A 22,631-nucleotide genomic window follows, 5' to 3' on the forward strand; every position below is an offset into this window, starting at 1 on the left:
GGCCACGAGGTCTCCGGTATGAAGTTCTTGCTTGGTCGCAGAACCAGATACCGGAGGCCTCTTCAGTTGTCGATCACCGCCACGCCGGGACCTTCATCGACCACCACGACTTCTGAAACACGCCTTAAAGCAACATGTACGGTGCTTCTCGTGCAGCTTCGGTACAACTTCCGCGTGTATCCGACGCCCGGCCAGCAGATCGGCTTGGCTCGGGCGTTCGGGTGTGCGCGGGTGGTGTTCAACGATGGGCTGCGTCTGCGTCAGCAGGCACGCGAGGCAGGCGAGAAGTACGTGTCGGACGCCGAGTTGTCCAAGCGGCTCATCACACAGGCCAAGCTGACTCCGCAGCGGGCGTGGCTTTCCGAGGTGTCGGCCGTGGTGTTGCAGCAGGCACTCGCGGACCTGAACACCGCGTACCGCAACTTCTTCGCCTCGATGTCGGGCAAGCGCAAGGGCCGCAAGGTCGCCGCGCCTCGGTTCCGGTCCCGCAAGGACAACCGGCAGGCCATCCGGTTCACCAAGAACTCCCGGTTCACAGTTCTCGACAATGGCCGCCTGCGACTGCCGAAGATCGGCGACTTGGATGTGCGCTGGTCGCGATCTTTGCCATCGGACCCGTCGTCGGTGGCGATCATCAAGGACGCGGCGGGGCGGTACTTCGCCTCGTTCGTCGTGCAGACCGCCGAGGACGAGACGTTGCCGCCGGTCGAGTCCGAGGTGGGCATCGACCTGGGGCTGACGCACTTCGCGGTGCTCTCGGACGGCACGAAAGTGGCCGCGCCGAAGTTCCTGCGCCGCGCGGCGCGCAAGCTCAAGCGGCTGCAACAGGCCCTCTCCCGCAAGCAGAAGGGCTCGAACAGGCGCAAGAAGGCCGTCGTCAAGGTCGCCCGCGCCCACGCGCGGGTGGCCGACACCCGGCGCGACTGGCAGCACAAACTGTCCACGACCATCGTTCGCGAGAACCAAGCGATCTATGTCGAGGATCTGTGCGTGACCGGTCTCGGCCGGACCCGGCTGGCCAAGTCCGTGCACGACGCCGGATGGGCGTCGTTCACAGGCATGTTGGAGTACAAGGCCGCGCGGTACGGCCGCACATTCGCCCGGGTGGACCGGTTCTTACCGTCCACCCGCACGTGTTCCGACTGCGGACGGATCGGCGAGAAGATGGCGCTCAACGTCCGAGCGTGGGACTGCCCGTGCGGCAGTCACCACGACCGCGACGTCAACGCCGCCAAGAACATCAGGGCCGCTGGACAGGCGGACCTCAACGACCGTGGAGCGCAGGTCAGACCACCAGCGATGGCGGCACCGCGCAGCGAAGCGGTAACCCACCCAGACGCCGCGCGGACCACGCGCAGCGTGGAGGGAATCTCCGTCCTCTAGGGCGGAGGGATGTCAAGCCGACACCTACGCGACCTGGAGGCGTACGCGAAGGTGCGGGGTCGCTGGTGGCCCGCCTTGCCCCGACACCGGCCAGGATCGGGTCGAAGGGGTTCAGCGACAACCACACCGAGGGCGTGCCGACCACGCCGACCGGGGTCTACTCGATCGGCCCCACCATGTCGGCATCGCCGCGAACCCCGGCGTCCGCTACCCGTACCACCGGCTGTTCAGCGGCGACTGGTGGAACGAGAACCCGACCTCCCCGCGCTACAACACCTTCCAGCAAACCGCCACCAACCCGGGAGGGAACAGTGAGGCGCTGTGGCAGGAGGTGCCCGCGTACACCCACTTCGCCGTGATCACGTACAACATGGCGCCCAACGTGCCGACGCCGGTGCCGTACGCGGGCAGCGGGATCTTCCTGCACGAGTTCAGCCGCAGCGGCGGCAACGCCACCGCCGGATGCGTGGCCGTCTCGCACACCCATCTGGTCACCGTGCTGCGCTGGCTGAACCCGGCGCTCTCCCCGCGCATCGTGCTCAGCCCCTTCCCGAACCTCGGCCGCTACTGACGCCCCTCGTGGCTCGGCTGCACAAGTTGTCGACCAGCCGCCGTGACCGTGCGCGTCGTCGTCGCGGCGGATCGAGGCGACGGTAACTCGACGAGAGTCCCGTCGTTGGTCGCGATGAGCCGCGAGTCTGCGGCCGCCAGGTGAGCGGGCCTCACCTCGGGAAACGCGACGACCTCGACGTGAACAGGTCAGCGGAGGCAGCGGGGCGGCTGATCGATGACGAGCACGGAGGCCTCCGGGGTACGACGTGACCCCAGGTCGTTCAAACGGGCGACGCTGCTGGAGCTCTTCTTCGACGTCTTCTACGTCGCCATGTTCGCGCAGTTGTCGATGCGGTTCGCCGCGGACCCGAGCTGGGGTGGATTGGGGCAGAGCCTCATCCTGCTGCTGGCCGCCTGGTGGACGTGGTCGGTCACCGCGCTCGCCACCGAGTTCTACGATCCCCGGCTACGGGTGATCCAGATCGTGATAGCCAGCACGGTCTTCGGCGTGGTGCTGATGGCCTGCGCCGTACCGGGTGCCTATGGCGATCGTGGTCTGCTCTTCGCCGGCGCGTACGTCGGCCTGCACCTCGTACGTGGGATCCTGCTCGTCGCCGCGCTGCGTCGGCGCTCCGCGCACGCCCGGGCCCAGCGGTTCCTCTTCTGGTTCTGCGTCTCCGGCTCGCTCTGGCTCGTGGGCGGGTTCGTCGATCCGGCCTGGCGCGCTCCGCTCTGGGCCGGTGCGCTCGTCATTGACTACCTGGCCGCCGCGCTGCGCTACCCAACGCCCCTGCGGGGGCGGGTGCCACTCGACCAGTACGACCAGCTGAGCGTCCACTTCGGCGAGCGGTACCAGCAGATCGCCATCCTGGTCCTCGGCGAGCTGGGGTTGATGGCCACACTGCAATTCGGCGGCGTGGAATACTCTCCCGCCCGGACAGTCGCCTTCCTCGCGGCGATCGCCATCGCCCTGCTCTTCTGGCAGATCTACGTGCTGCAGACCGACAAGTTCGTCGACCGATCGGCACACCGCAATCCGCGAGGTGCGGCGCGCCTCGCGTCGTACGTCTACGCGGTTCTGGTCACCGGGGTGATCGCCACGTCGGCCGGGGTGGAGCTGGTCATCCACCAACCCCTCGGAACCACCCCGGCGACCTGGCTCGTCCTTCTCGTCGGGGGACCGGTGCTCTTCGTGCTCGGGCGGATGGGCTCCGAGTACGTGCTCCTCCGCCTGCTCTCCCGGTCCCGGCTGGGCTGGCTGGCCCTGCTGGTCGTCCTGACTCCGGTGCTGAGCGCGCTGGCCCCGATCTTCGTCACCGTCGTCACCATGGGCGTCCTCGTCGGTATCACGCTCACCGACATGTGGCGCACCCGACGCGAAGCCACGGCACAGTAGCCCGAACGCCGGCCGCCAACCCCGGACCGGGCTCGTGTTATTCACCACGACAGGCAGGTCAGCCCCGGTCCGAGCTACGGTAACGTGAGTCGACTTCCATGGAGTTCCTGTCCCACACAGGCTCGGGGTTCACCGGCGCGCCATTGGGATGTTCGATGGTGGAGAAGCGAAGAACCATGGTGATGACCGGCCCGGCGACGCTGATAGGCGCTTTCCTGCGGGCATCTGTGCAGAATCAGAAGGCGGAGCGGGACGAACTGCGCGCCAGCCTCATTGCGACGAGATGGTGCGATGCGGGCGGGGTCATCGATGAGGCATTTGCGGGAGCACTGCGAGAAAAATTCGGCGAGCAGCCCTCGCTGCATCAGATCAGGAAGTTCACCCTCCGGTTCTTCTGGACCTACAAGAGCGCGAAGCGCATCTGCACGCCGGAGCAGGTGGAGCTGACGCTGAGATGGGGGGTGGGTGAGAAGGTCTCGTTGGATCAGATCGACGGCAGGGTGCTGGAGGCGGTCAAGATGCTGGCGCTGGCCGCCGTCGTAGCAGATCTCGAACTGTCCCCGTCCGAGCTGGACGAACTGTTGGCGCAGGCGGAGCGGCGGGCCTACGTCACCGGCTACCGCGCCACGCTACGAGATCAACCACTGCTGTCGACCTGACGACGCCGGCTGCGGCCGGACACTTCGCATGAGGAGCTGCGCGCGGCGTAACCCGACGCGTATGCGCCCGAACGCGAGCCCGTGTACTCGCCGTTCTGGCTGGCAGGACGCGTGCATGTTCCCGGACGACGGTGGTCAGACGGCGGTGCCGCGGACGATCGCCACGGCGACCCGGCAGAACTCGTCCATGTCCGGGTTGAAGCCGGCCGCGATGTCCGGGTGCAGGCCGGCTCGCGTCTCGTCGAGCAGCCGTTGGCAGACCTGTTCGACCGGCTCGCCGGCGTAGCCGGCGCGGATCCGTTCGGTGGCTGCCTGGAGCGCCGAGGTCAGCTGATCCTCCAGCGGGCCGCGCAGCGCCTTCACCACGGCGATGTCCGCTACCACACCGGACGGTGGGGCCAGGGCCGGGGAGTTGCGGACCCGCCTCTGACCCGCACAGCGGTCCCGGGCCTCTGCTGGACAGGAACTCAGGCTTAAGGGGACATCATGAACATTCTTCGTATGTCACTATGTTCGATATGAAGCGGAGAACATTCGTGCTCGGCGCCGCCGCTGGCGTGGCGGCTCCGGCCCTCGTCGGTTCGACAGCCGCAGCCGCCGCGGGGACGCGGGACAGCACCTGGTGGACGGCGACCGGCGTGGCGTCCTCGACGAACAAGCGGGGGAACGTGACGCCGCCCAGCAACAGGGCTGCGCAGCTGAAGACCCTGCCGTCGCAGACCCAACAGGTCATCATCGTCGGCGGGAGTAGTTACTCCACCACCTACGCGACCCTCGAGACGTACGCGAAGGAGCGGGGCCGCTGGTGGCCGGTCTCCGCGCCGGTGCCAGCTCGCATCGGGTCGAAGGGATTCAGCGACAACCACACGGAGGGCGTGGCCACCACGCCGACCGGGGTCTACTCGATCGGGCCCACCATGTACGGCAACGCCGCCAACCCTGGAGTCCGGTACCCGTACCACCGGCTGGTCAGCGGTGACTGGTGGAACGAGAACCCGGCATCCTCGCTCTACAACTCCTTCCAGCACAGCGCCACCAATCCCGGCGGATACAGCGAGGCGCTGTGGCAGGAGGTGCCGGCGTACACGCACTTCGCCGTGATCACGTACAACATGGCGCCCAACGTGCCGACACCGGTGCCGAACGCGGGCAGCGGGATCTTCCTGCACGAGTTCAGCACCAGCAGCGGCAACGCCACCGCCGGGTGCGTGGCCGTCTCGCACACCAACCTGGTGGCAATTCTGCGCTGGCTGAACCCGGCGCTGTCGCCGCGCATCGTGATCAGCCCGTACGCGAACCTCAACCGCTACTGACGCTCACCGTCGTCACCCGGAGGCCGTCCCGCTCATCCCGAGCGGGGCGGCCCCTGTCCCGTCCCCACCCCGCTGCGGCGCTCGGTCCGCGCCTGCGCTATCGCGCCGCGATCGCCGGACGATAGCTGCGCGTGTATGTCGTTCTCCTAGCTTCTACCCGACGTATCAGCCCTTGACCGGAGGGTAACGGGTGAGAAGGAACCTGAGAGGGCCGCTGATCGCGGCCCTGGTGATGGCGTTGGCCGCCACCGTGGGCGGGACGGCTGTCCTGTCCGACCAGAGACCAGAGGGCAGCGCGAGCGCCCACGACGACGGAACGGGTCTGTTCGACCGGCTGGGCGACGCTGCCCGGGGCCTGGTCGGTGACGGACCGGGCCGGCCGAGGCCGGAGGTGATCAGCGCCGGCCTGTCGGTGCACGAGAAGGCTCCGGCGGCGAAGGTGTGGCCACCGCAGAAGCGGGTCAAGGAGTTGACCGGCAAGCGGACGGCGAACAGTAAGACGTATCAGCTGTCCGACGGGCGGACGCAGGCGGAGATCTCCGCGGCGCCGGTGCACTACAAGGACTCCAAGGGCCGTTACCAGGCGATCGACACGACGGTGCGGCCGACGAACGAGAAGGGTTACGTCCAGGGCAACCGGACGAATTCGTTCACCAGCCTGTTCGGGGACAGCTCCGAGGAGCTGGCGCGGTTCGAGCGGGACGGCCGGAGCATCGAGTTGGGTCTGTCGGGTGCCGCGAAGGCGGTCATGCCGAAGGTGTCGGGCTCGACGGTGACCTACGCCGGCGTGGCGGGCGGCGCGGACGTGGTCTACGACGTCACGCCGACCGCGCTGAAGGAGGAGATCGTCCTGCGCGAGGTGCCGGCCGGGCCGGTGTCGTGGACGTTCACGCTGGGCACCGCGGGGCTGACGGCGCAGCAGCGCGAGGACGGGTCGATCGCGTTCGTGCGCGCGGGCGGCGGTGAGCCGGTGTTCGTGATGCCGCCGCCGTTCATGTACGACGACAAGGACGACAAGAACTCGCCGCACGGGAAGGTGTGGTCGGAGAAGGTCACCCAGAAGGTGGCGCTGGCCGGTGGCCGGTCGACGATCACGGTCACCCCGGATGCGGGCTGGCTGGCCGATCCGGCGCGGGTGTACCCGGTGGTGGTCGACCCGACCATCAAGATTCAGCCGGTTCCGGACGACGCCCAGGACGTGCAGATCTACAAGGGCAACCCGGGGCACGCGTACGGGCAGGATCCGACGACTTGGCCCTTGAAGGTGGGCAAGGGTTACAAATCGGGAGGAGGCGTATTGCCGGTGGGTGGACGAGGTGCTCAGGCTGCGACACGCACGGTAGATGTAGGCGGGAGCTCTATAGGCTATCGAGTCGTGCAGACGGGACCAAATTCGGTGAATGTCGGGACCTACTGGCTGAACTAGTTAGGACGGCTGTGAGAAACCTATTGGAACTGGGGCGGCTGCTCTCTTCGATCAACTGGGGTAAGGGTCGGGCGGACCTCGGGAAAGTCGAACTGGAGTTTCTCGAAGCGGTAACGTTCGCTCCAGCGGATGACATCATCCGTATGCTCGAAACGGTCCTCGACGAGGACTACGCTGGCCTTCCAATTTGGGCCCGCAACCTTGCCTATCGCTTGGCCTGCCTGCAGCGACCCAATGACTCGTCTCTGCTGCGGGAAGCGGCGGCTGACCTCTTCAACCACGGCCCAGACTGGGACCGCATAGCGGCGGAGTTGCGAAAGCGGGCTGACGCTGCGGAGGAATAGGGTCGAGTTGATGGTGCCTGTCGTCGTACTGGCGGCAGGCACCGCTCCGCTTAAGGCCAGTGAAGGAGCGGCAGCTACGGCTACAACCCGCGCACCGACGTCGAGACGCTGACCGACAAGACCGGTGACACCAAGGCCACCTACGGCTACAGCGCGTACGGCAATAACGACGACGCCCAGTTCACGGGCATCGACAAGCCGGACACGGCAGACCCGACCAAGGAGCCCTACAACGCCTACCGGTTCAACGCCAAGCGGTGGGACCAGTCCTCCGGCAACTACGACATGGGCTTCCGCGACTACAGCCCAGGTCTCAACAGGTTCCTGTCCCGCAACAGCTACAACGGTGCTCTGGCCGACATGAGCCTCGGCCTCAGCCCTTTCACCGGCAACCGGTACGCCTTCGGCGGCGGCGACCCCATCAGCGCCATCGAGATCGACGGACACTGCTGGGACTGGGCCCAGGACGTCTGCGACGCCGCGGAAAGCGCGGCAGAATGGGTCGACCACAATTCGGATGCCCTCACTGACCTCGCCGTGGACACCGCCGAAATCATCCTCGGTAGCGCGGCGATCGGTGGCGGCATCACGATGGTGGCTGGGGGCATCTCGGCATGCGTCGCGAGTGTGCCGGCGCTCGTGGGAGTGGTCACCGCTCCCATCACCGGTGCGGCCTGTGCTGGTGGGGCCGCCGCCGCGTTGGGTGGCGGAGCCCTGGCCGTCGGTGGCGTCGCGATGGTCGCTCACGGAGCATCGAACTGGTGGGACGATCTGAAGCGATTCGAGTCCCCGCGTGATGGCGACAGCGTAGGAAGCTGGGAGACGCCCAAGCCTGACAACCCGACGAGGCGCGACGACCGGTGGCTCAAGCGAAACGGGGTCGACCCGCACACGGTCAAGGACGGCTCGCCTGGTCAGGAATCACACTTCGATCTCTACGTCGACAAGAACGACAACATCTTCGCCGTCCGGAAGGGTACGGATCCGAACGAGGGATTGTATGTTGGGAACATGTCGGAATACAAGTGACTAGGCGCGGATTGGAGGGATGGTTCCATGGATGAGGGTCAAGGTTCGGAGGCTGGCTACCCAGGCTTTATGGTGATGCGACCGCCTCGTCTCCTAAAGAACATTGGCACACTCAAGCGCGTCGCGGTGGCCAAACTGGCTGGCATCCGAATGATTAGCGCCTCATTTTCCGGGGAACGCCTGCTGTTTCAGCCTTGGCTGACGGTCATGGTTGACGAGGGTCCTTGTGTTTCTGTCACGGGGGTCTACCGGACCGACACGTCGCTGAGAAACGAGCCGGAGGAGGAGGGTCCGGTCTTCTGCCTGAGAAAGTCCACCTGGCTGTCTGCCGCCGACCTCGCCTTGGTGAAAGGGGCATATGACTTCAGGTCGCATCTGCGGGGCGGCGAGCAGGTCGTTGACTCCTTCGCGTTCGTCAACCGAAGCGCCGGCCGCGAGGCGATCGGTATAACGGAAGAATTCGTCACCTCGATGAACACTTCTGAGTTGACGCTGCGTGCCGCCGACCGCGCCAGTTCTCAATTTCAGTTCATCAAAATAGAGGTAGGGGGCGAGATTCGTGCCTTCAATATCGGATACTCGCCGGTGACGACCTCCATCGACCTGGTGGAGTCGGCACTCCCTGAGTGGTTGGCGTCGGTCGATCGGGCTGTCAATGTTCCGGGATTTCAGCCGGACGGTCCGCTGACCATCAGCATCGACCGATCGGTGCCGGAGCTCATAGGTTAGGCGGGCAACCGCATAGTTAGGAAACGAGGAAGGGTGGGCCCGCCGCTGCGCGGTGGGCCCACCCTAACCGGCGCGACCGTCGCCCCCGCGCCGGCCTCGACCACGCCACCCACCACGTCGGGTTGTCTTCGTCGACCTCGGCTACCGGCCGTCGGTGACCCCCGCCGAGGTGCTGGCCCGGGTGCTGCGTGCGCTCGGCGTGCCGGCCGCCGAGGTGCCGTGTGGGATCGACGAGCTGGCCGGCTGGGTGCGGTCCCGGGTCGCCGGACGGCGCCTCCTGCTCGTGGTGGACGGGGTCACCGGTGCCGAGCAGGTACGGCCGTTGATTCCGGCCGGCCCCGGGCCCGCGCTGATCGTCGCCGGGCAGCGGCACCTGCGCAGCCTCGACGGCGTCCGTCGGATCGACCTCGACCCGCTCAGTGTCGCGGAGGCGAGGCCGCTGCTCGCCAGGTTCGCCGGCACCGACCGGCTGAACGCGGACCCGGCCGCGGTGGCCGAGCTGGTGCGGCTCTGCGCCGGCTCGGTGCTGGCGCTGCGGATCGCCGGGTCACGGTTGGCAAGCCGTCCCGACCTGCCGGTGGCCACCCTGGTCGCGCAGCTGCTCGACGGCCACGACCGGTTGGACCTGCTGGCTTACGAGGACCTCTCGGTGCGTGCCCGTGTCGCGACGGCGGTCGCCGCCGTGCGGTTCGCCGACGAGGTGGCCGGCCGGCTGTTGGAGCAGCTCGGCGAGGCGCCGGACGCCCCGGTTCTGCCGGAGCGGAGCGCGGCCCGGCTGGGGGTCAGCGTGCACCGGGTGTGGCAGGCGCTGGAGGAACTCGCCGACGCGCACCTGCTGCGCCGCGACGACCCGGCCGGCTACCGGCTGCCGGCGCTGGTGCGCGACTATGCGGCGGAGTTGGCGAAGGTTTCCGCGCCGACGCTGACCGGCTGGCGGATCGACCCGGTCGCCGCCTGAGCGCCTCCGGGCCGGGTAGTGGTCAGACGGCGGTGCCTCGGACGATCGCCACGGCGACCCGGCAGAACTCGTCCATGTCCGGGTTGAAGCCGGCCGCGATGTCCGGGTGCAGGCCGGCTCGCGTCTCGTCGAGCAGCCGTTGGCAGACCTGTTCGACCGGCTCGCCGGCGTAGCCGGCGCGGATCCGTTCGGTGGCTGCCTGGAGCGCCGAGGTCAGCTGATCCTCCAGCGGGCCGCGCAGCTTCCGCTGCACCGGGTCCAGCCCGCGCGGGTCGAGCGTGACATGTGGCTCCGACATCGGCGCTCCCTTCGTCGGCGTCCGCGGTACCCCACCGCGGACGTCGGTCAAACCACGTTCGGTACGGCGGCCACCCGCACCTGGTACGAGAAGTCCTCCGCCGGCTTTTCGATGTACGACAGCCGGCGGATCTGCCGGTCGTCGGAGTAGAGCGCGACGTCCACGAGGACGCCGAGGTGGGCGAGGCCGATGTTGGCCACCCGCTTCTTGTCCTGGAGCACCGCGCACACCCCGCCGAGCAGGGTGCTCGCGTCGGAGGTGCGGTGCCCCGGCGGGCAGCGCAGCACGAGGTCCACCTCGATCGGCCCGGTGAGCGGGGTCCAGCCGGTGTGCTGGGCCGCCGTCAGGGCCGCTTCGAGGAGGGCGCGGACCCTCGTCGCCTGCCGGTGCCCGGCGGCGAAGATGGACAGCGCCTCGGTCTTGACCGGTGGCAGGCCGCTCACCTCGAACGTCAGGGCGAGAGCGCGGGTGTCCTGCACGACGGCACCTCCTCGTTGCGGACGATCCTGCCCAACCGGTGGATCGGCGGTGGGTGTTCCGTGGAGAACCAACCGATCGGGCGGGGTGGGGTCGGCCGGAGGCGTATCGACGTCGGCGGCGTACGCGCTGGCAGTGGAGCTAGGAAAAAGCTAATGCACCGGGCGGGCGCTGGGTAGCGTGGTCGCTCATTGGGTGGGACGCGGCGCGAAGGCGCAGAACTCGTTCCCCTCCGGATCGGCCATGATCCACCAGTCGATCCTGTCGTCCCGCTCCCGCAGCAGCGTCGCGCCCGCCTCGATCAGGGCGGTCGGCTCCGGCTCGGTAAGCCCGACGTCCCAGTGCATCCGGTTCTTGACCGTCTTGCGCTCCGGCACGGGCATGAAGATCCAGTAGTCCCAGGGGAAGCCGGCGGCGCCGACCAGGCGCGCGTACCCCTCGTCGCTGGTCTCGATCGTGCCACCGACGACCCGGGCCCACCAGGTGGTCTGCGCGACCGGGTCGGCCGCGTCGACGACCAGCGCCACCGGCCCGGGTCGCGAGCCCTCCTCGGGTGGGAAGGCGCAGAAGACGTTGCCGTCCGGGTCGGCCAGCACCCACCAGCCGAGCTCGGCGTCCGGCTCGCGGACCAGCGTCGCCCCGGCTGCCAGCAGCGCCGTCGGTTCGGCGTCGGCCATCCGCAGGTCGAGGTGGACGCGGGTCTTGCCGGTACGGGGTTCGGGCACCGTGTTCACCCAGATCGACTCGGCGTCGGAGCGGGCGGCCCGTGGGTCGACGCGGGTGTCGCCGTCGCCGAGGTCGACCAGCTTCGCGTCGAGGATGCCGGCCCAGAAGGCGCCGAGCCGGTGGGCGTCGGCCGCGTCGAGGCAGAGGTCCTTGAAGTGCGCGATCACCGTGCCATTCTGCGGGAGCGATGTGACGTTTCCGCGAACCGTTTCCGCTCTCGCCCGCCCTCGTGGGCATCAGCTCCGCGCAACTTCCCCGAAGTTGTCGTGTCGGATGTGTCGGAGGCGACAACTTCCCTGATGTTGCACGAACTGCCCGGCCACCGCGGGGTTGATCGCGTGAGGTTTCGTGGCTCCGCAGGTCGGGCAGTGTTGGGGCCACGAAACGTCCGGGGATCGATCATCGCTGGTCGCGGCCCCGACCGTCTCGCCGTGCGCCGGGGCACGGTGGCCTCCCCGGCACGTGGCCGAGCAGAGGGGGGAGGGGTGATGAACGAGCCCGACGAGGCCGTACGTCGACGCCGACCACGGGTGCGTGCGGTGGCGGCGGCCGCCGCGGTGGCGCTGGCGGCGCCGTTGACGGCCTGCGGTTCCGGTGGGGACGGCGGCACACCCACGATCAACCTGTACTACCCGCCGGAGCAGAACCTGCAGAAGGTGGTCGACACCTGCAACACCGCGGCCGGCGGCCGTTACAAGATCGTCTACCGGGTGTTGCCCCGGCAGGCCGACGACCAGCGGGTGCAGCTGGTCCGCCGGCTCGCCGCCGAGGACAGCGGCATGGACGTGCTGGGCCTGGACGTCACCTGGACCCAGGAGTTCGCCAGCGCCGACTGGATCCTGGAGTGGACCGGGCAGGACAAGGTCGAGGTGGAGCAGGGCACACTCGCCGGCCCGCTGGAGACCGCCCGCTACGAGGACCGGCTCTACGGGGCGCCGAAGAACACCAACGTGCAGCTGCTCTGGTACCGCAAGGACCTGGTGCCCGAGCCGCCGAAGAGCTGGGACCAGATGATCTCCGCCGCACAGGAGCTGAAGCAGCAGGGCAAGCCGCACCAGATCCTCACCATGGGCGCGCAGTACGAGGGCCTGGTCGTCCTCTACAACACCCTGGCGGAGAGCGCCGGCGGCCGGATCCTCAGCGACGACGGCGGCAAGGCGGTGATGGACGAGGGCACCGTACGGGCGCTGGAGCAGCTGCGGAAGCTGGCCACGTCGGGCGTGACCTCGCCGTCGTTCAGCAACGCCACCGAGGACCCGGTGCGGCTGGAGTTCCAGTCCGGCGCGGGCGCGTTCCAGGTGAACTGGCCGTTCGTCTACCCGGCGATGCAGGAGGCCAACCCGGAGCTCGCCAAGCAGGTCGGCTGGGCTCGGGTGCCGGGCATCGACGAGAACACCCCGAGCAAGGTCACCATCGGCGGGGTCAACCTCGCGGTCAGCCGCTACTCGAAGCACCCTGAGCTCTCCTTCGAGGTGGCCAAGTGCCTCCGGAACGAGCAGAACCAGAAGTTCTCCGCCATCAACGACGGCGTGCCGCCGACCATCGAGAAGGTCTACGCCGACCCGGAGATGGCCGAGGCGTACCCGATGCGGGACACCATCGTCGAGGAGCTGAAGGAGCCGGCGGTGCGCCCGCTGACGCCCGCCTACCAGAGCATCTCGACGGTGATGTCGGCGGTGCTCTCGCCGCCGTCGCAGATCCGGCCGCAGCAGACCGCGGACGAGCTGCGCGAGGCCATCGCCGACGCGCTCGAGTCGAAGGGGGTGCTGCCATGAGCGAGCGCAGCGAGCGAATCAGGCAGGTCAGTGCGGTGGAGTCTCATGGTGTCGTCGACCGAAGGGAGGCGACGGCATGAGCGAGAACAGCGAGCGAATCGAGCGGGTCAGTGCGGTGGAGCCTCATGGCGTTGCCGACCGAAGGGAGGCGACGGCATGAGCGAGCAGAGCGAGCAGACCGCCGTCCGGGGCGACGGGCGGCACGCGGCCGTGCCGACCCAACGGTCCCGACCCCGCCGGGCGCCGTTGAGCGAGAACAAGAAGTCCGAACGCAGACTCGGCTGGCTGCTCTGCGCGCCGGCCGCGCTGGTGATGCTCGCCGTGACGGCGTACCCGATCATCTACTCGGTCTGGCTCTCCCTGCAGCGCTTCGACCTGCGCTTCCCCGACGAGCGGGCGTTCGTGGGGCTGGAGAACTACGTCACGGTGCTCAGCAACGAGTTCTGGTGGACGGCGTTCGGCGTGACCGCCCTGATCACCGTGGTCACCGTCGCGGTCGAGCTGGTGCTCGGCATGGGACTCGCCCTGATCATGCACCGGACGCTGGTCGGCCGGGGCATCGTGCGGACCGCCGCGCTGATCCCGTACGGCATCGTGACGGTCGTCGCGGCCTTCTCCTGGCGGTACGCGTGGACGCCCGGCACCGGCTACCTGGCCAATCTGTTCAGCGACGGGGCGCCGCTCACCGAGCGGGCCAGCTCGCTGGCGATCATCATGCTCGCCGAGATCTGGAAGACCACCCCGTTCATGGCGCTGCTGCTGATGGCCGGTCTGGCGCTGGTGCCCGAGGATCTGCTCAAGGCGGCCTCCACCGACGGGGCGACCTCCTGGCAGCGGTTCACGAAGGTGATGTTGCCGGTGATGAAGCCGGCGATCCTGGTCGCGCTGCTCTTCCGCACGCTGGACGCGTTCCGGGTCTTCGACAACATCTTCGTGCTCACGGCAGGCGGCAACGAGACCTCGTCGGTGTCGATGCTTGCCTACAACAACCTGATCCGGGGCTTGAACCTCGGCATCGGCTCGACCATGTCCGTGCTGATCTTCATCGCGGTGGCGATCATCGCGTTCGTCTTCGTGAAGCTCTTCGGCACCGCTGCCCCCGGCAGCTCGGACGACGAGAGGCGTTGAGATGGCTACCGAAACCACCACGCGCGCCAGACTGCGGTGGGGCCTGCTGGACGCCGTCGTGGTCGTCTTCGCGCTGATCCCCGTGCTGTGGATCGCGTCGCTGTCGTTCAAGACCCCGGCCACGCTGACGGACGGGAAGTTCATCCCACGCGAGTGGACGCTGGAGAACTACCGGACGATCTTCGCCACCGACCAGTTCGTCCGGGCCCTGGTCAACTCGATAGGCATCGCGCTGATCGCCACCCTGATCGCGGTGGTGCTCGGCGCGATGGCCGCGTACGCGATCGCCCGGCTGGACTTCCCCGGCAAGAAGCTGCTGGTCGGGGTCTCCCTGCTGATCGCGATGTTCCCGCAGGTGTCGCTGGTCTCCCCGCTCTTCGAGATCGAGCGGCAGGTCGGTCTCTTCGACACCTGGCCGGGGCTGATCCTGCCGTACATCACCTTCGCGCTGCCGCTGGCGATCTACACGTTGTCGGCGTTCTTCAAGCAGATCCCGTGGGACCTGGAGAAGGCGGCGAAGATGGACGGCGCCACCCAGGGGCAGGCGTTCCGGCGGGTCATCGCCCCGCTGGCCGCGCCCGGACTCTTCACCACGGCGATCCTGGTCTTCATCTTCTGCTGGAACGACTTCCTCTTCGCCATCACGCTCACCTCGACCGAGCGGGCCCGTACGGTGCCGGTGGCGTTGTCGTTCTTCACCGGCGCGTCCCAGTTCGAGGACCCCACCGGCGCGATCTGCGCCGCCGCCGTGGTGATCACGGTTCCGATCATTCTGTTCGTGCTCTTCTTCCAGCGCCGCATCGTCTCCGGCCTGACCTCCGGCGCAGTCAAGGGATAGGTGGTAAACGTGCGTAGCCAAGGGATCAGGTGGTAACAGTGGCTGAGATCGTGCTCGACAAGGTGAGCAAGCGGTTCCCGGACGGGACCGACGCGGTGCGGGACGTCGACCTGGAGATCGCCGACGGTGAGTTTGTGATCCTGGTCGGCCCCTCCGGCTGCGGTAAGTCGACCACGCTGAACATGATCGCCGGGTTGGAGGACATCAGCTCCGGTGAGCTGCGCATCGGTGGTCAGCGGGTGAACGACAAGGCACCCCGGGACCGCGACATCGCCATGGTCTTCCAGTCCTACGCGCTCTACCCGAACATGACGGTCCGGGAGAACATGGCCTTCCCGCTGCGCCTGCAGAAGCTGGATCGGGAGACCATCAACTCCAAGGTCGAGGAGGCGGCGAAGGTCCTGGAGTTGACCCCACTGCTGGACCGCAGGCCGGCCAATCTCTCCGGCGGTCAGCGGCAGCGGGTGGCGATGGGCCGGGCGATCGTACGCCAGCCGAAGGCCTTCCTGATGGACGAACCGCTCTCCAACCTGGACGCGAAGCTGCGGGTGCAGATGCGGACGGTGGTGTCCCGGCTGCAGAAGCAGCTCGGCACCACCACCGTCTACGTCACGCACGACCAGACCGAGGCGATGACCCTCGGCGACCGGGTCGTGATCATGCGGGGCGGTCAGGTGCAGCAGGTCGGCCCGCCGCAGGAGCTGTACGACCATCCGCGCAACCTCTTCGTGGCGGGCTTCATCGGCTCGCCGTCGATGAACTTCCTGCACGCCGCCGTCGAGGAGGGCAAGCTGCGGACCGCGCTCGGCGACGTGCCGATCGGCGACCGGCTCCGCCGGGAGCTGGAGGCGGCCGACGCGCCCCGGGAGCTGATCCTCGGGGTACGGCCGGAGCACTTCGAGGACGCCGAGCTGGTCGACGCGGAGACCAGACAGCGCGGCCTGGAGTTCGAGGCGCCGGTGGAGATCGTCGAGTCGATGGGTTCGGACAAGTACGTCTACCTCATGGTGGAGGGGGAGCGGGCGAGCGCCGCCGAGCTGGAGGAGCTGGCCGCGGACGCGGGCGCGGCCGACCTCACCGGCGGTGGGGCGAACCTGGTCACCCGGCTCTCGGCGGAGTCGTCGGTCACCGAGGGGGAGAACCGGCGGGTCTGGTTCAACCTGGAGAAGATCCACCTCTTCGATCCGGCCAACGGTCGGAACCTGACCCTGCACGAGGGGCGGGCCGCCGGAGCGCTGGCGAGCTGAGCGCGGTCACGGAAACGGGCCGGCGGGAATATCCACCGCCGGCCCACGCGACAGCCGCTCGGCGGCGGGAGACTCCGGCGAACACCGCCGCCGACCCGAGCACGGCCTGCCGGGTGCCGGGCCTAGACAGTGTCGGCCCAGCTCACCTCGAGCGGCAGGCCGAGGAACTCGGCGTAGCGGGCGAGGGCGTGTTCCGTCCGGGAACGGTCCAGCTCCGCCAGCGGCGTCACCCCGACCTTGACCCGGGTCTTGCCGATCGTTCGCCGCCAGGTGCCCACCACCCGCCCGCCGGAGACGATCGTGGGTTGGAAGATGCCGTTGTTGCCGGGAATGATCGCGTCGCGGTGGGCCGGATCGAGCATCAGCGAACGGTCCTTGTAGCCCAGCAGGTACTCGTCGAAGCCGGGCAGCACCCGCACGTCGTCGACCGGCACCGGGGCGGCGTCCAGCAGCGCGCCGTCGACCAGCATCTCCTCCCCGTCGACCGTCACGGCGGCCAGGGTGTCACCGGCCGCCGCGAACCCGCGCCGGGCGTCGGTGAGGGTCAGCCCCGTCCAGCCCGCGAACTCGCGGGCGGTCACCGGGCCGTGTGAGCGGACGTAGCGGCGGGCGAGGAGCGCGAGCGCCTCGTCCCGCTCGGGGCGCAGCGGGTTGGGCGCCCACTCGTCCAGCAGCGCGAAGGTCTGCTCCGTGCCGATGTTCGGCGCGACGCAGGTCACGCCGCGCACGCTCGCGTACCAAAGCAGGTGGTAGCCGCGCTGGCCGTCGGTGCCGATGCCGGCGGCGTTCAACGTCTCCAGGCAGCGGGCCCGGGTGAGCCGCCCTCCGGCCAGCGCGCTGCCGAGCACCTCCACCGCACGGTCGGCGTCGGCCTCGTCGAGGCCGAGGGCGGCCCGCCGGGTCGCCGCGGCCGGCAACGAACGGACGCCGGTGAGCTCCAGCATCCAGCGGGCGTCGCGGGCCGGAACGAGGTGGACGGTGCCCCGCATCGGCCAGGTGCGCAGCGCCTCCCGCCGTTCCAGCGCGGACTGCACGTCGGTGAGGGTGAACGCGGGCAGCCGGGCGCCGAGCGACCAGATCCCGCTGGCCACATCCTGCGCTTGCATCGCCCCGAACCACTCGACCACCTCGGCCACCGTGCGCGGATGCGGGACGGGCCGGGGGCCCAGCAGGAGACTGCTCATCCGCAGGGCGAGCGCCTCGCTCGCGGTCAGCCGCATGGGATCCCCCTCCACCGGTCGCGCGTCAGCCTAGGCGTGGCCACCGACAGCTTCGGGTCCCCGCGACGGACAGGCATAACGGCACGGCGAGGGGGGATGCGACGGCGTAAGTACGCGCACCGCGCGTGCGGAAGGGAGAGCCATGACTGCGTCCAGCGAGCCGATGCGGGGCGGCGCGCCGGCCCGGTCCCGGGCCGATCGCACCCCAGCCAAGACCAGCACCGCCGCGACCTTCGCGCTGGTGTTCGGCGTGTCCGCCCTGGTGTGCACGCTGACGGCCATCCTCGCGTGGGCCGGGATCATTCTCGGCATCATCGGGATCATCGTCGGCGTCTTCGGGCTCCGGATGGCCAAGCGGCCGGGCGTGACCGGTCGGGGTGTGACCATCGGCGGCCTCACGCTCAGCATCATCGCGTTGATCCTCGGTCTGGTGTTCATCGCGGGGGTCGCGACGTTCCTCAACAACCAGGGAGCGGCGGACCGACTGCAGGAGCAGGTGGACGACCTGCGTAACCGGGTCTCGTGATCCGGAACGGGGAGGGGCGGGCGGCCGGTACTGCCGTGCGGTGACGCCCGGCGACCGGCCGACCGCCCCTCCCCGCGCCGCGCCGGCCCTCGCGTCGGCCCTCGCGCCGGCGGAGCGCGGTCGTGGACGTCGCCGGGGTTGCCGGCCGCGGCGACCTGAGGCACCCGTGCGGGCACCGAGTCGCCGTCGGCGACATCCCGGCGGACCAGCGCCGTCCGGGGACGTTTGTGGCAGAAGGTGACGGGTAGTCGCCGGAGCTGACACAGGAAGGGGACGTTCCGATGGCTGACCGGGTCAAGGTAGCGGTGATCTACTACAGCGCCACCGGCACCACCTATCAGATGGCGCAGGCCGCCTGCGAGGCCGCCGGCGACGCGGGCGCGGAGGTGCGGCTGCGCAAGGTGCGCGAACTCGCGCCCGACGAGGCGATCCGCTCGAACTCCGGCTGGCACGCCCACCACCTCGAGACCCAGGACGTCCCCGAGGCGATGCTCGACGACCTCTCCTGGGCCGACGTGTTGATCTTCGGGTCGCCGACCCGGTACGGGGTGGTCGCCGCCCAGCTCAAACAGTTCATCGACACCACCGGCCCGCTCTGGAGCCAGGGCGCCCTGGTCAACAAGGTCTGCTCGGCGTTCTGCACGACGGCGACCAGTCACGGCGGCCAGGAGACCACGCTGACGTCGCTCTTCTCGGTCTTCTACCACTGGGGCGGGATCGTGGTGACCCCCGGTTACACCGACACCAGCCAGTTCATCGCCGGAAACCCGTACGGCGCCTCGCACACCAGCAACAACGGCGAGACGGCACCGGACGACATCGCCCTGACCGCCACCGCGCTCACCGCCCGGCGCGCGGTCCAGATCGGCGCCGCCGTGAAGAAGGGCCTCGCCGGTTGAGCCACCGGTGACCGGCGGCCGGGCGGAGGCCTCGCGCCCCGCCCGGCCGCCGTCCCGTCCGGCTAGGCCCGCTCGGCCGTGGATCCGGTCGCGCCCGTCGACTCGAACCGACCGGCGGTCGGCGGCAGCAGCGCCGGCAGCAGCTCGGCCAGGACCTCCAGCCCGTCCGGGCTGAGCACCGACTCCGGGTGGAACTGCACCCCGGCGAAGCCCGGCCCGCGCAGCGCGTGCACCGCGCCGTCGACGCCGTCGCGCGCCAACTCCACCCGGCCGTACGGGGTGTCCAGACCGTCGGCCTCGGCGCGGGCGGTGAAGGTGGCGTAGAAACCCACCCGGCGGGGCGTGCCGAAGAGGTCGACCTCCCGCTGCAACCCCTGATACGGGGCGATTCGCTGGTGCAGCGGCAGCCCCAGCAGGCCGGCCAGCAACTGGTGCCCCAGGCAGACCGTGAGGGTCGGCCGTCCGGCGGCCAGCAGCCCGGCCAGCAGCGCGCGCAGGGCCAGCATCTTCGGATCGGTCATGCTGCCCGGATCACCCGGGCCCGGGCCGACCACCACCAGGTCGTACCCGTCCAGCGGGCCGGGCGCGTGCCACGGCCGCACGGTCACGGCCAGGCCGAGCCCCCGCAGCTGGTGGGTGAGCATGCCGGTGAAGGTGTCCTCACCGTCGACGACCAGCGCCGAGCGCCCGACCAACACCGGAAGCACGCAGGCGCCCGGTGCCCGCTGGTCCAGCCAGAACCGGGCCAGCGGCGCGTTGCGCGCGGCGAGCGCGGCGCGCACCTCCGGGTCGTCGGCGAGCCGCGGCGCCGGCTCCCCGGCGGACCGGGCCGCCTGCGGACCGAGCCCGAGCGCGGCCAGCACGCCCGCGGCCTTCGCGTGGGTCTCCGCCACCTCGCCGGACGCGGAGGAGTGCCGGACGAGGGTGGCCCCGACCGACACCCGCAGCGCCCCGGCGGGGGAGATCTCGGCGGTGCGGATCAGGATCGGCGCGTCCAGGGTCTGCCGGCCGGCGTCGTCGTGGCCGAGCAGGGCCAGCACCCCGCCGTAGTAGCGCCGCCCGGTGCGCTCGTGCCGGGCGATCACCCGGCAGGCGTTCTCCATCGGGCTGCCGGTGACCGTCGGCGCGAACATCGTCTCGCGCAGCACCTCCCGGACGTCGCGGGTGCCCCGGCCGGCGAGCAGGTACTCGGTGTGCGCCAGATGGGACATCTCCTTCAGGTACGGGCCGACCACCTGCCCGCCCTCCTCGGCGACGGCGGCCATCATCTTCAGCTCCTCGTCGAGGACCATGTAGAGCTCCTCGATCTCCTTGCGGTCGGCGAGGAAGCCCAGCAGCGCGGCGCGCTCCGGGCCGGTGTCGCCGTGCCGGAAGGTGCCGCTGATCGGGTTCATCATCACCAGGCCGTCGTCGACGCTGACGTGCCGTTCCGGGCTCGCGCCCACCAGCACCCGGCTGCCGGTGTGGACCACGAAGGTCCAGTACGCGCCCCGCTCGGCCAGCAGCAGCCGGCGCAGCGCCGCGAACGCGGCCACCAGCGGCGGGTCCTGCACGGTGGCGGTCAGCGTGCGGTGGATGACGAAGTTGGCGCCCTCGCCCCGACCGATCTCCTCGGTGAGCACCCGCTCGACAGCGGCGGCGTACTCCTCGTCGGTGACGTCGAAGGCCGCGCCGCTGGTGCGCACCGGGCGGTCGGGGAGCGCCGCGAGCGCCTCGGTCAGCTCGATCCGCTCGTACCGCTCGACCTGCAGGCACTCCAACGGCATCCCGTCGTCGACGCAGGCGAAGCCGCGCTCGGTGATCTGCCGGTAGGGCACCAGCGCCAGGGTGCGCGGGCCGGGTGCGCCCTCGGGCAGCGGGATGTCGGCGAGCCGGTCGACCGTGCGGACCGGACCGGCGAAGAGCTCCAACCCGTCGGCGTCGGCCCGGCGGATCAGGGCGAACGGGCCCGGGTCGGCGCCGGCGGAGACGGCGGCGAGCAGATCGCTCAGGTGGGTCATCGGATTCTCCTGGAGTCGGGCGTCGCCCGGTGCGGGCGGCCTGGGTGCTCTGGGAGATCCGGCGACCGCCTCGACAGGCGGCCGCGTGTGGAAGCTACGCGCGGAGGATGGCCGCCGGGTCGGCGGGCCACCAGCAGGTGAGGTGCGCGGGCATGCGCCCACCCTACGGGTACGCGGGCCCGCGCGGAAGCCGATCCGCGTACGCCGTACCCGACCGATGCCTGCGCCGGACGTACAGCGGGTAACTTGACCGACGATGAACATTCTCGCGCTCGACCTGGGCACCTCGTCGGTTCGCGGGCTGGTGCTGGACGAGGACACGCAGCCCCTGCCCGGCGCCCTGGCGCGGCGCAAGGTCAGCCTGGCCGTCGGCGACGACGGCACCGGGACGTTGGAGGCCCCGGACTACGTCGCCTGTCTGGTCGACTGCCTGGACGAGCTCTCCGAGGCGGGGCACCTGCGCGACGTCGAGCTGGTCGCGGTCTCCGGGCAGTGGCACTCGGTGCTCCCGCTGGACGCCGCCCGCGAACCGCTCGGGCCGGCGCTCACCTGGCTCGACACCCGGCCGGTGGCGTCGGCGTCGATGACGGGCCCGGCCGACCCCGACGACTACCACCAGCGCACCGGCACCTGGTGGCACCGTGGCTACTGGTCGTTGCGGCTGCCGTGGCTGCGCGAGCGGACCGGCAGCCGGGTGACGAGCTTCGCCGGGCTTGTCGAGTACGTGCTGGGCCAGCTGCTCGAAGAGGTGCCGATGTCGATCTCCCAGGCCTCCGGCACCGGCCTGCTCGACCTGCGGACGCTCACCTGGGACGACGAGGCGCTCGGGCTGGCCGGCGCGCGCCCCGGCGAACTGCCGGAGCTCGCCCCGATGCGGTGGCGCGGGCGGCTGCGACCCGAGCAGGCGAAGCGGTGGCCGGAGCTGGCCGGGGTGGGCTGGACGGCCGTGGTCGGCGACGGCGGCGCGTCGAACGTCGGCTCGGGCTGCGTCGAACCGAGCCGGGCGGCGGTGACCGTCGGCACCTCGGCGGCGGTGCGGTTGATGCAACGGGTGCCGGCCGGGCAGGAGCTGCCCCGGCTGCCCGAGCGGCTGTGGCGCTACCGCGTCGACCATGACCACGTGGTGACCGGGGCCGCGTACTCCTGCGGTGGGAACCTCTTCGCCTGGGCCAATCGGGAGCTGAAGCTGCCCGGCGGCGCCGAGCTGGACGCGGCGCTGGCACTGATCCCGCCCGGTGGTGGCCGCCCGGCCGACCCCCGCTACGGCGGAGACCGGCCGCCGGGCCTGGCGCCGGCCGGCAGCGGCGAGCTGCGCGGGCTGAGCTTCGGCACCACGGCGGTGGACATCCTCGCCGGCCTCATGCAGGGCCTCTGCGACCTGGTGGCGCGGGACCTCGAGGTGCTGGAGTCCACTGTCGAGCAGCAGGTGGCGGTGGTGCTGGGCGGCGGGGCGATGGCCGCGTCGGTCTGGTGGCGGCAGGCGTTCGCCGCGGCGCTCAGCCCGCGCGCCGTGTCGCACCAGCGGAATCCGGAGATCGGTGCGACCGGCGCGGCGCTTGTCGCATTGGGACGGTTCGAGGTGGCCGTCGAGTTGGCCGACATCGGCCGGACGGATGAATTGATCTCACCGACCGCGACAGGTCGATCCCGCTCACCGTATTCTTCCTGAGCCTCGGTGGCGCTCGAGCCGTTGACACCGCTCCCTCGC

The 22,631-nt window shown here is 69.8% G+C and carries 23 protein-coding genes; 17 read left to right on the top strand and 6 right to left on the bottom strand.

What is annotated here, in order from left to right; all coding sequences use genetic code 11:
• The first annotated feature begins 150 nt into the window (after positions 1-150).
• The 4 genes from D7147_RS04360 (at position 151) to D7147_RS04375 (ending at position 3,990) form a co-directional block, all read left to right on the top strand.
• Positions 151-1,383, top strand: coding sequence for an RNA-guided endonuclease InsQ/TnpB family protein (locus tag D7147_RS04360; protein WP_120675167.1), 1,233 nt, complete (start codon positions 151-153; stop codon positions 1,381-1,383).
• A 223-nt stretch (positions 1,384-1,606) separates the two neighbouring features.
• Positions 1,607-1,954: a L,D-transpeptidase family protein gene (locus D7147_RS04365; RefSeq protein WP_233563004.1), complete on the top strand. Its 348-nt coding sequence runs from the start codon at positions 1,607-1,609 to the stop codon at positions 1,952-1,954.
• Between the two features lie 216 nt (positions 1,955-2,170).
• Positions 2,171-3,331 carry a low temperature requirement protein A gene (locus tag D7147_RS04370; protein ID WP_120674008.1) on the top strand — a complete coding sequence of 387 codons (1,161 nt, stop codon included), beginning with the start codon at positions 2,171-2,173 and terminating at the stop codon, positions 3,329-3,331.
• 98 nt (positions 3,332-3,429) lie between these two features.
• Positions 3,430-3,990: a hypothetical protein gene (locus D7147_RS04375; protein WP_120674009.1), complete on the top strand. Its 561-nt coding sequence runs from the start codon at positions 3,430-3,432 to the stop codon at positions 3,988-3,990.
• 135 nt (positions 3,991-4,125) lie between these two features.
• On the opposite strand, the gene D7147_RS04380 is transcribed toward D7147_RS04375, so the two are convergent.
• Positions 4,126-4,374 carry a hypothetical protein gene (locus D7147_RS04380; protein ID WP_233562925.1) on the bottom strand — a complete coding sequence of 83 codons (249 nt, stop codon included), beginning with the start codon at positions 4,372-4,374 and terminating at the stop codon, positions 4,126-4,128.
• A 134-nt stretch (positions 4,375-4,508) separates the two neighbouring features.
• Here D7147_RS04380 and D7147_RS04385 point away from each other — a divergent pair, with 134 nt between their 5' ends.
• The 6 genes from D7147_RS04385 to D7147_RS04410 all read left to right on the top strand — a co-directional run bounded on the left by D7147_RS04385 (position 4,509) and on the right by D7147_RS04410 (position 9,789).
• The gene (locus D7147_RS04385; RefSeq protein ID WP_158609270.1) at positions 4,509-5,303 is read left to right on the top strand and encodes a L,D-transpeptidase family protein; all 795 of its coding nucleotides are present in this window, start codon (positions 4,509-4,511) and stop codon (positions 5,301-5,303) included.
• A gap of 190 nt (positions 5,304-5,493) precedes the next feature.
• Positions 5,494-6,729: a hypothetical protein gene (locus D7147_RS04390; RefSeq protein ID WP_147437332.1), complete on the top strand. Its 1,236-nt coding sequence runs from the start codon at positions 5,494-5,496 to the stop codon at positions 6,727-6,729.
• An 11-nt stretch (positions 6,730-6,740) separates the two neighbouring features.
• Positions 6,741-7,073 carry a hypothetical protein gene (locus tag D7147_RS32865; RefSeq protein WP_233562926.1) on the top strand — a complete coding sequence of 111 codons (333 nt, stop codon included), beginning with the start codon at positions 6,741-6,743 and terminating at the stop codon, positions 7,071-7,073.
• 108 nt (positions 7,074-7,181) lie between these two features.
• Positions 7,182-8,102, top strand: a complete 921-nt coding sequence (locus D7147_RS32595) for an RHS repeat-associated core domain-containing protein (RefSeq protein WP_267900754.1) — start codon at positions 7,182-7,184, stop codon at positions 8,100-8,102.
• 27 nt (positions 8,103-8,129) lie between these two features.
• Complete coding sequence (locus D7147_RS04405) at positions 8,130-8,831, top strand: hypothetical protein (protein ID WP_147437333.1); 702 nt, start codon at positions 8,130-8,132, stop codon at positions 8,829-8,831.
• Between the two features lie 154 nt (positions 8,832-8,985).
• Positions 8,986-9,789 carry a hypothetical protein gene (locus D7147_RS04410; protein ID WP_120674015.1) on the top strand — a complete coding sequence of 268 codons (804 nt, stop codon included), beginning with the start codon at positions 8,986-8,988 and terminating at the stop codon, positions 9,787-9,789.
• 22 nt (positions 9,790-9,811) lie between these two features.
• Here the strand turns inward: D7147_RS04410 and D7147_RS04415 are convergent, their stop codons facing one another.
• The 3 genes from D7147_RS04415 to D7147_RS04425 form a co-directional block, all read right to left on the bottom strand.
• A complete protein-coding gene (locus tag D7147_RS04415; protein WP_120674016.1) occupies positions 9,812-10,087 on the bottom strand; it encodes a hypothetical protein in 276 nt (91 codons plus the stop codon).
• A gap of 47 nt (positions 10,088-10,134) precedes the next feature.
• Positions 10,135-10,566: a RusA family crossover junction endodeoxyribonuclease gene (locus D7147_RS04420; RefSeq protein ID WP_120674017.1), complete on the bottom strand. Its 432-nt coding sequence runs from the start codon at positions 10,564-10,566 to the stop codon at positions 10,135-10,137.
• Between the two features lie 186 nt (positions 10,567-10,752).
• A complete protein-coding gene (locus tag D7147_RS04425; RefSeq protein ID WP_120674018.1) occupies positions 10,753-11,457 on the bottom strand; it encodes a VOC family protein in 705 nt (234 codons plus the stop codon).
• A gap of 321 nt (positions 11,458-11,778) precedes the next feature.
• On the opposite strand from D7147_RS04425, the gene D7147_RS04430 reads away from it, so the two are divergent.
• The 4 genes from D7147_RS04430 to D7147_RS04445 all read left to right on the top strand — a co-directional run bounded on the left by D7147_RS04430 (position 11,779) and on the right by D7147_RS04445 (position 16,278).
• Entirely contained in the window at positions 11,779-13,065 is a 1,287-nt protein-coding gene (locus D7147_RS04430; RefSeq protein ID WP_120674019.1) for an ABC transporter substrate-binding protein, read from the top strand.
• A gap of 156 nt (positions 13,066-13,221) precedes the next feature.
• On the top strand, positions 13,222-14,193 hold the full coding sequence (locus tag D7147_RS04435; RefSeq protein WP_120674020.1) for a carbohydrate ABC transporter permease: 972 nt from the start codon (positions 13,222-13,224) through the stop codon (positions 14,191-14,193).
• A 1-nt stretch (position 14,194) separates the two neighbouring features.
• Positions 14,195-15,031 (top strand): carbohydrate ABC transporter permease, encoded by an 837-nt coding sequence (locus D7147_RS04440; protein WP_120674021.1) that lies wholly within the window; start codon positions 14,195-14,197, stop codon positions 15,029-15,031.
• A 38-nt stretch (positions 15,032-15,069) separates the two neighbouring features.
• On the top strand, positions 15,070-16,278 hold the full coding sequence (locus D7147_RS04445) for an ABC transporter ATP-binding protein (RefSeq protein WP_120674022.1): 1,209 nt from the start codon (positions 15,070-15,072) through the stop codon (positions 16,276-16,278).
• 122 nt (positions 16,279-16,400) lie between these two features.
• On the opposite strand, the gene D7147_RS04450 is transcribed toward D7147_RS04445, so the two are convergent.
• Positions 16,401-17,498, bottom strand: coding sequence for a winged helix DNA-binding domain-containing protein (locus tag D7147_RS04450; protein ID WP_120674023.1), 1,098 nt, complete (start codon positions 17,496-17,498; stop codon positions 16,401-16,403).
• Between the two features lie 142 nt (positions 17,499-17,640).
• Between D7147_RS04450 and D7147_RS04455 the strand changes: the two genes are divergently transcribed.
• Positions 17,641-18,024: a hypothetical protein gene (locus D7147_RS04455; RefSeq protein ID WP_120674024.1), complete on the top strand. Its 384-nt coding sequence runs from the start codon at positions 17,641-17,643 to the stop codon at positions 18,022-18,024.
• 281 nt (positions 18,025-18,305) lie between these two features.
• Positions 18,306-18,923: an NAD(P)H:quinone oxidoreductase gene (gene wrbA, locus D7147_RS04460; RefSeq protein ID WP_120674025.1), complete on the top strand. Its 618-nt coding sequence runs from the start codon at positions 18,306-18,308 to the stop codon at positions 18,921-18,923.
• 62 nt (positions 18,924-18,985) lie between these two features.
• On the opposite strand, the gene D7147_RS04465 is transcribed toward wrbA, so the two are convergent.
• The gene (locus D7147_RS04465) at positions 18,986-20,923 is read right to left on the bottom strand and encodes a chorismate-binding protein (protein WP_120674026.1); all 1,938 of its coding nucleotides are present in this window, start codon (positions 20,921-20,923) and stop codon (positions 18,986-18,988) included.
• A 256-nt stretch (positions 20,924-21,179) separates the two neighbouring features.
• Here D7147_RS04465 and D7147_RS04470 point away from each other — a divergent pair, with 256 nt between their 5' ends.
• Positions 21,180-22,592 carry an FGGY family carbohydrate kinase gene (locus tag D7147_RS04470; protein ID WP_120674027.1) on the top strand — a complete coding sequence of 471 codons (1,413 nt, stop codon included), beginning with the start codon at positions 21,180-21,182 and terminating at the stop codon, positions 22,590-22,592.
• The last annotated feature ends 39 nt before the right edge of the window (positions 22,593-22,631 follow it).

This window comes from Micromonospora musae (genome assembly GCF_003626545.1).
Classification (GTDB): domain Bacteria; phylum Actinomycetota; class Actinomycetes; order Mycobacteriales; family Micromonosporaceae; genus Micromonospora; species Micromonospora musae.